5 protein-coding genes and 2 pseudogenes are annotated in these 6,405 nt (G+C 47.7%); 5 read left to right on the top strand and 2 right to left on the bottom strand.

Annotation, left to right across the window (positions count from 1 at the left end; genetic code table 11):
- From Q0668_RS10735 to Q0668_RS10725, 3 genes and pseudogenes are all read left to right on the top strand, one after another.
- Positions 1-327 (top strand): annotated as a pseudogene (locus Q0668_RS10735) (hypothetical protein); the annotation flags it as partial.
- Positions 328-451: 124 nt separating this feature from the next.
- Positions 452-739, top strand: coding sequence for a phosphopantetheine-binding protein (locus Q0668_RS10730; RefSeq protein WP_298864087.1), 288 nt, complete (start codon positions 452-454; stop codon positions 737-739).
- Between the two features lie 107 nt (positions 740-846).
- Positions 847-1,869 (top strand): FRG domain-containing protein, encoded by a 1,023-nt coding sequence (locus tag Q0668_RS10725; RefSeq protein WP_298864084.1) that lies wholly within the window; start codon positions 847-849, stop codon positions 1,867-1,869.
- Positions 1,870-2,016: 147 nt separating this feature from the next.
- Here Q0668_RS10725 and Q0668_RS10720 read toward each other — a convergent pair whose 3' ends face one another.
- Together Q0668_RS10720 and Q0668_RS10715 are read right to left on the bottom strand one after the other, a co-directional pair.
- Positions 2,017-3,300: a PQQ-binding-like beta-propeller repeat protein gene (locus Q0668_RS10720; RefSeq protein WP_298864080.1), complete on the bottom strand. Its 1,284-nt coding sequence runs from the start codon at positions 3,298-3,300 to the stop codon at positions 2,017-2,019.
- Between the two features lie 182 nt (positions 3,301-3,482).
- Complete coding sequence (locus Q0668_RS10715) at positions 3,483-4,859, bottom strand: Gfo/Idh/MocA family oxidoreductase (RefSeq protein ID WP_298864078.1); 1,377 nt, start codon at positions 4,857-4,859, stop codon at positions 3,483-3,485.
- A 374-nt stretch (positions 4,860-5,233) separates the two neighbouring features.
- Here Q0668_RS10715 and Q0668_RS10710 point away from each other — a divergent pair, with 374 nt between their 5' ends.
- On the top strand, positions 5,234-5,701 hold the full coding sequence (locus Q0668_RS10710) for a hypothetical protein (RefSeq protein ID WP_298864075.1): 468 nt from the start codon (positions 5,234-5,236) through the stop codon (positions 5,699-5,701).
- Positions 5,702-5,905: 204 nt separating this feature from the next.
- Positions 5,906-6,405: pseudogene (locus Q0668_RS10705) on the top strand (hypothetical protein); the annotation flags it as partial.

Below are 6,405 nucleotides of genomic sequence, written 5' to 3'. Positions count from 1 at the left end.
GCAAAGATATATCGCGAGCTAGAAGCAAGGCTTATTCTATTTGAGTTTAAGAACTACGATAGAACTGAAATTGGAAAAGAAGAGGTAAATCAAACTCGTAATTACCTTAATGCCTCCATGGGTAAGCTTGGAATAATATGCTCAAACAAGCCTCCTGTTAAGCAGGCACATATAAAGCGAAATACTATCTACTCTGAAGAAAAGAAAGTAATTCTTTTCATCACGAAAGATAAACTGGAAGAAATGCTCTACATAAAAGAGCGTGGAGATGACCCCGGAGATTTAATAATGGATGAAATAGAATGGTTCTATTTACAGCACGAGTGACGTGCCCCCAAGTATGACACCAACCACAAGTCTAAGTATCCGATTGTATCAATGACTGTTCTATTTGTCTTCTGGAGCGTAGCGGAAGCAGGCAATCGGGATACTTCTAACTGGGGAATTTCAGATGAAGACTCAGGATAAAATTATTCGCAAGATACGTAAAATTTTGGCAGAAGAGATGTCTCAATCTATGGATAAAGATGCAGTCGCTGCGATGCAAGAAGATGTCAAGATCTCACAAGAACTAGGATTCGATTCATTAGACCATGTGGATTTATTTCTAGAAATTGAAACCGTGTTTAAAATTAAATTTTCCGACGTCGAGTTTTCTACTATTCAAACAGGTCCTTTTACTCTTCAAACCCTAGCCGATTTTGTCTTGGAAAAAAAACAATCTCGATTACCAAAATAAAGTGACTTGTAATTGTACACAGAGTATGTAGCTAGTCATTATTGTCTATTCTGGATGATATGTGTTGCGTTACTTGAATGTGTAGTTTCCATTGATTGGAGATCGAGATGTCGTATTTGGGTTCAGTTAATAGTGTCTCCTGCTTACTGAAATATGTGAATTTTGAGTTTCTTTCTGAATACCAGTTTCTCTTGGAAAATAATGAGTTTTCCAATCCACTTCGCCAATTCTATGGTGTCTGGTTTCGTGGGCATTCCAGTCAGATTCAAGATGTCCAACCTCGCGTGTTTCGCAAGACAAACTTTCCAAGTATTGTGGATGCTGACGAGCTCGAGAATGGCACTTTTGATGAAACCAGCCTTGTGAGCTCGTTCCAACTCCATCTTCCTGAACATGCAGTGCTTCACTCAAGCTTGTTTGATTGGCTGTGTCTTATGCAAGAGCATGGCGCACCGACACGCCTCTTAGACTGGACGGAACATGCTCTTGTTGCATTGCATTTTGCGGTAGTTGATGAGCAGTACGATGACGAACCAGGTGAGTTGATTATCTTGAATGGCTTGAAATTGAATCATCATGTTTTGCGTATGCCGGTGATGGCACATACGGGCTCTCCTTCGGTCGAATTTCGTGCATCCATGGCTGCTAACACGAGTCTTGAAGAATGGGCAAATGAGATTGAGCGGACTTTACCAGTGGACATTAATGTCGAGGCAAAAACAATTCAACACAATGTAAGAGGTGTGAACCCAAACGAAATCAGCACATATGCAAATCCGATTGCAGTCATGCCGCGACGACTCAATGAGAGAATGAAACGGCAAGCCGCACGATTTACTTTACATGGAGGCAAAACATACCAGCCTCGCAGCGGTTCGCCGCTACCGTCCACGGTTTCGCTATTCAAATATCACGAGTCGTTAACTGAAGAAGGTAATGCCTCGCCATTTATAATTAGGTTATGTGTGCCAGCAGATTACAAAAGACGAATTCGTAGCGAGCTACGATGGCTCGGCATTCGCAACGAAGATCTGTTTCCGGAGATAGATCACCAGGCGAGACACTTGGGATACTTTTGGACACGGAGTCATGCAGATGTGAAACATCCATGTCGTAAGACGTGGCGATAGTGACGAGTAGACGACGTGCTACAACCTCTCTGTAATCTCTCCGGCCGTATATCCCAGGATAAACGGCCGAGTTCTCTGGCTCCATGGCACGCACATTTACTGCAGTAATCTCGTTCCAAAGCCGTTTCATTTTGTGAAACAGCCTGTTTATTTTGATTGCGTATTATCAATACGGTAAAGATAATTTTCCGTGCGGATGAAAAGTGCGTTTCCTGCGACGGCGGGGCTGGCCATCAGTTCTTCTTTTTCCAATGGATTTATGGAGAGAACTTTGAAGGTTCGCGCGGGTTCTATCACGGTTGTGACTGCCTCTTCGTTCGAAAAGTAGATCCGGTTGTTGGCATAAATCGGAGAGGCGGAGTAGTTTCCCTGCAGACGATTTTTCCAGACCTGCTTCCCCGTTTCGGCTTCCAGGCAGGAGATGGCGCCGCGACTCGTTACCATAAATAACAGGCCATTGACGAGAATGGGTGAGGATCGGGAAGAAATTCCACGGGTGGCCTTCCATGCGATATGACTGTCTGTGACATCGCCGTTTCCGTCCGGGCGGATTGCCCAGAGTTCGGGGCGATCATAGTCCATGACGACAAAGACGAATCCTTTTCCGTAAATGGGTCGGGGCGCCATTGACCAGCCGCGATGACGTATCTTCCAGAGTTCTTTTCCCGTTTCCGAATTGTAGGAATAGATGGCCCGGCCCCCTGGCGAGACAAGCTGTTTGTTCGTACTTCGGGGAATCAGAAGCGGCATGGTGTATGCTTTTCGCTGATGAATGGGGATCTTGCTGTAATCCTCCGAGCGATCTGCTTTCCAAAGTGTCTTGCCGTTTGTTTTGTTAAGCGCAATCATGTATTGCACATCTCGACCGTCGAAGTTCGTGATCAACTGATTTCCGACGATCATCGGAGAGCTGCCGGGGCCTGCTCCGTCTTCATGATCACATTTCAAGTCGCGGCGGGTCCATACTATTTTACCGCTTGAAGAATCGAGACACGCTGTGCCGTATGTTCCGTAGTGCAGGTAGACGCGACCTTCTTCTATTACGGGAGTTGGTGTGGCGTAGGTATTGCTGGCGGCAAGGCGTTGCGGCTGATCTACATCAAAAACTGGAATATCATGTATCACTTTTCCTGTCTTGCGATCTACGCAGACAGCGAACAGCTTGCGACCGTTTGGGGTTGATGTTGTTACCCAGACCTGATTGTGCCAGATGACGGGTGAGGACCAGCCGCGATCATGAATTTTCGTCTTCCAGACAACATTCTCTGTTTCACTCCATTTGAGTGGCAGATTTTTTGTTTTCGCATGACCGTTTCCTTCTGGTCCCCGAAATTGATTCCATTCTTCGCCGGCGTGTAACAGAGAGGATGTGCTGAAAGCGATTAATAACACAGGTAAAAACAACAGAGCAATTTTCGTCAGTTTCATCATGGTCTCGTTTTGTAACTTACAGAAAAATGGATTCAGTCGAATCCGGAACATCTAATTAATGATTCCGGGCAGCTTTCAAAACGTCATTGGAATAGAAAAAGGTGTCGGAAACAAGTGATACTGCCGCCGACACCTTTTGAATTCATCTCATTCATCTGGGAAGTCTGCTGCCTTCCCTGCTCTCACGATGACATTTTGATTTCGTAACCCTTGCGGTTTTCGCGTGAGAGGAACGCGTTGGCCTGGTCGTCGCCGATGATCTCGCGTTTGACGGGATCCCATTTGAGTCCACGATCCAGACGCATGGCGATGTTGGAGAGGTGACAGATCTCCAGCATGCGGTTATGTGACCAGACGTCGGAAATGGGTTGCTTGCGGGAGTTCATGGCCTCAATGAAGTTGGCGGTGTGATTCGCACTGACTTTGCCGCCGTATACTTCTTCGATGGCTCCTTCGGGCAGTGGTTTGTCCTTTAGTTCCTCAACGGGCTTGCCAGTGATCTTGCCCCGGTTGACGAAGAACCGACCTTTGGTGCCTTCGAAGAGGATGCCGTTATCACCTTCGCTGGTGATGATCATCTCGACGTTATTGGGCATGTCGACACCGATTTTGAAGCTGGTGGCGGCGTTGTACTGATCGTGAACCATAGGCTGTCCGTCCTTGTATTTTACCGGCAACGAAAATTCGAGCGGTGTGACTTTGCTTGGTCCCGTGTCGCTGGCTCCTATGGCCCAACAGGCAATGTCAACGTGATGTGCGCCCCAGTCGGTTAGTTTACCGCCGGAGTATTCGTGCCAGTTGCGAAAGGCATAATGGCAATTGCTATAGAGGGGCACGCCACCACCATATCCCTTGCGAATTTCGGGCAGGGCCCGGTAATCTACTTTTGGTGCGGGTCCGAGCCAGAATTCCCAGTCGAGTTCTTTGGGTACAGAAGTTACTGGAATGACGGGTGAAGCTTCCATTCCATTGATGCCGCAGGTTACTTTTTTGACCGTGCCGATGCGTCCGTCTTTCACCAAGGCGACGGCTTGCAGGAATCGTTGTCCCGATTCTGATCGCTGCATGGTGCCTACCTGAAAGACGCGGCCGGTTTCCTTGACGACTTTTTCAATCAGCTTGCCTTCGGCAATGGTCAGCGTCAACGGTTTTTCACAGTAGACGTCTTTTCCGGCATACATCGCTTCGACGGCGACCTTCGTGTGCCAATGGTCGGGTGTGGCGATCATGACGGCGTCAATGTCTTGTCGGTCTAGAACTTTGCGATAGTCTTTGTAGGCGTCGGGCTTTTTGGTTTGTTTCTTTTTCGTTTTTTCTACGTTTTCCGCGAGGACGTTCGCATCGACGTCGGCGAGTGCCGCGAAATCAGCAAATTGAAATGATTTCGAGGTAATGGCCCAACCCTGGTTTCGCAGGCCGATGGTTGCAAAGACCGGTCGGTCGTTAGGCGACTGGTAGCCGATAGCGCGATTTGCTGAGGGACTGAAAACAGTGGCAGCCCCTGCGAAGGCTACACTCTGGAGAAAACGACGGCGCGTTGTTTGTTGAGATGTTGACATCGAGCGAAATCCTCTTGGAGAAATAAATCAGAAGTCCTACAGGCGAAAGTATGCTGGCATCGTTCTGCGCAAATGGTACGCCCTGTGAACGGTGCCTGTTTGGGTCATAAATTATATACACAGTCGCCCCTTGAGTACACTGTACACGGAGCCTTTGGAGACTGGGACACTTCGTGGGCCTGAAAAAGCTGAACAATTTTTGGCCCTAAATGTGATCTGTTTAGTAGCCACTGGCTTTTGCGGCACTGTATCGTAAAACCAGATTGTGGGGTTTCCCAATTCGGTGCAGTATCAGGGCCCCATTCCATGGAATATCATGGTTCGTATCATTCGGGGTTGAGGACGCTTTGCCGACGAGGGGAGGTGTGAGGTTGATGATGAAAAGTAAACGAAGACATCTGAAATATTCGATCCCCGTCTGTCTTTGCGTATTGTGCCTCTTACCTGGTGCGTTTGTCTGGAGCAAAAAACAGTCACCACTGTCTCCCATCGAAGCGCAGCTGGTGGGTCAATGGTCGACGAAGAGTGGTTCTGGCTCTACACGCATCTTTCGATCCGATCGGACACTTGCTACAGCCAACGGTCAATTTTCCGGTAAGTGGCGCATTGAGGAAGGGCTTCTGATTGCGAGTTACTGGGAAACATTTCAGTTTGCTTCGAACATTGCCTCCTTCAATGGCATGCAGAGTACTTACAACAGCTTATGCAGGTCTCAGACGATAGAGGAATGCCGTTGGAAGATCGAATTCACCGCCGACAAACAGGGTCATGCCTTAACCCATTTCGTGGACAAACAACATCCCGACGGCAAGTGGCACTGGATTCGCGCGGCTGACCGGTGAGTATGATTGACATGGAACAGCGTCAGTGATCGCCGCGAATCCGGTGGGATCTGAATCGCTTTTCTGTCTGGCATTCTTCTTGAATTCCGTACAGTAAGAAGATAATATCGTACAGGAATCTGAAGGTTATCGCGATTTTGTTCCGGATAACCAAATTGAGAGAGCATATCCTAGCTTCTGACAACTCCCAAACTGGAAATAACTATGACGATCACTTTCAAATGTAAAAAGTGTGGCAAAGGCTACAAAGTCAGCGATGAGAAAGCAGGCAAAAAAATCAAGTGTCGCCAGTGCTCTGCACCCGTACGAATTCCCGAAGCAGAGGTCGAAGATTTCAGCGAGGACTGGTTGGAGGAAGAGGAGGAGGAGGCTGAATACACGCCGCCTGCGCGACGTCGTTCCAAGAGTGCCACGAAAAGTAAATCCAAAACAAAAGGCAAGAAAAAGTCTTCATCCAATTCGAATCAGAGTGTATTGATCGCTGGTGGAATCGTTGGGTTACTGGTTTTGGGTGGCATCGGGTACTTCGTGTTCTCGGCTGGAAGTGGCGTGATGAATTCCATCGCCGACAAAGCCGACGCAGTGATTAATTCGGATGGCAAAACCAATTCCCTTCTGGTGAAAACATCTGCTGTCGATAATATGAAAAAAATCGCACGTGCCTTTCATAATTTCCACGATTCCTTTACGCGTTTCCCTCCGGG

This window comes from uncultured Gimesia sp. (genome assembly GCF_937910335.1).
Classification (GTDB): Bacteria; Planctomycetota; Planctomycetia; order Planctomycetales; family Planctomycetaceae; genus Gimesia.
The sequence above is the reverse complement of the archived record's forward strand: the minus strand, read 5'-3'. Positions and strand labels throughout refer to the sequence as shown.

Excerpts from the sequence above, each read along its gene's own strand:
- Q0668_RS10715 (WP_298864078.1), bottom strand. The coding sequence starts at position 4,859 with ATGTCAACATCTCAACAAACAACGCGCCGTCGTTTTCTCCAGAGTGTA.
- Q0668_RS10725 (WP_298864084.1), top strand. The coding sequence starts at position 847 with ATGTCGTATTTGGGTTCAGTTAATAGTGTCTCCTGCTTACTGAAATAT.
- Q0668_RS10720 (WP_298864080.1), bottom strand. The coding sequence starts at position 3,300 with ATGATGAAACTGACGAAAATTGCTCTGTTGTTTTTACCTGTGTTATTA.
- Q0668_RS10730 (WP_298864087.1), top strand. The coding sequence starts at position 452 with ATGAAGACTCAGGATAAAATTATTCGCAAGATACGTAAAATTTTGGCA.
- Q0668_RS10710 (WP_298864075.1), top strand. The coding sequence starts at position 5,234 with ATGATGAAAAGTAAACGAAGACATCTGAAATATTCGATCCCCGTCTGT.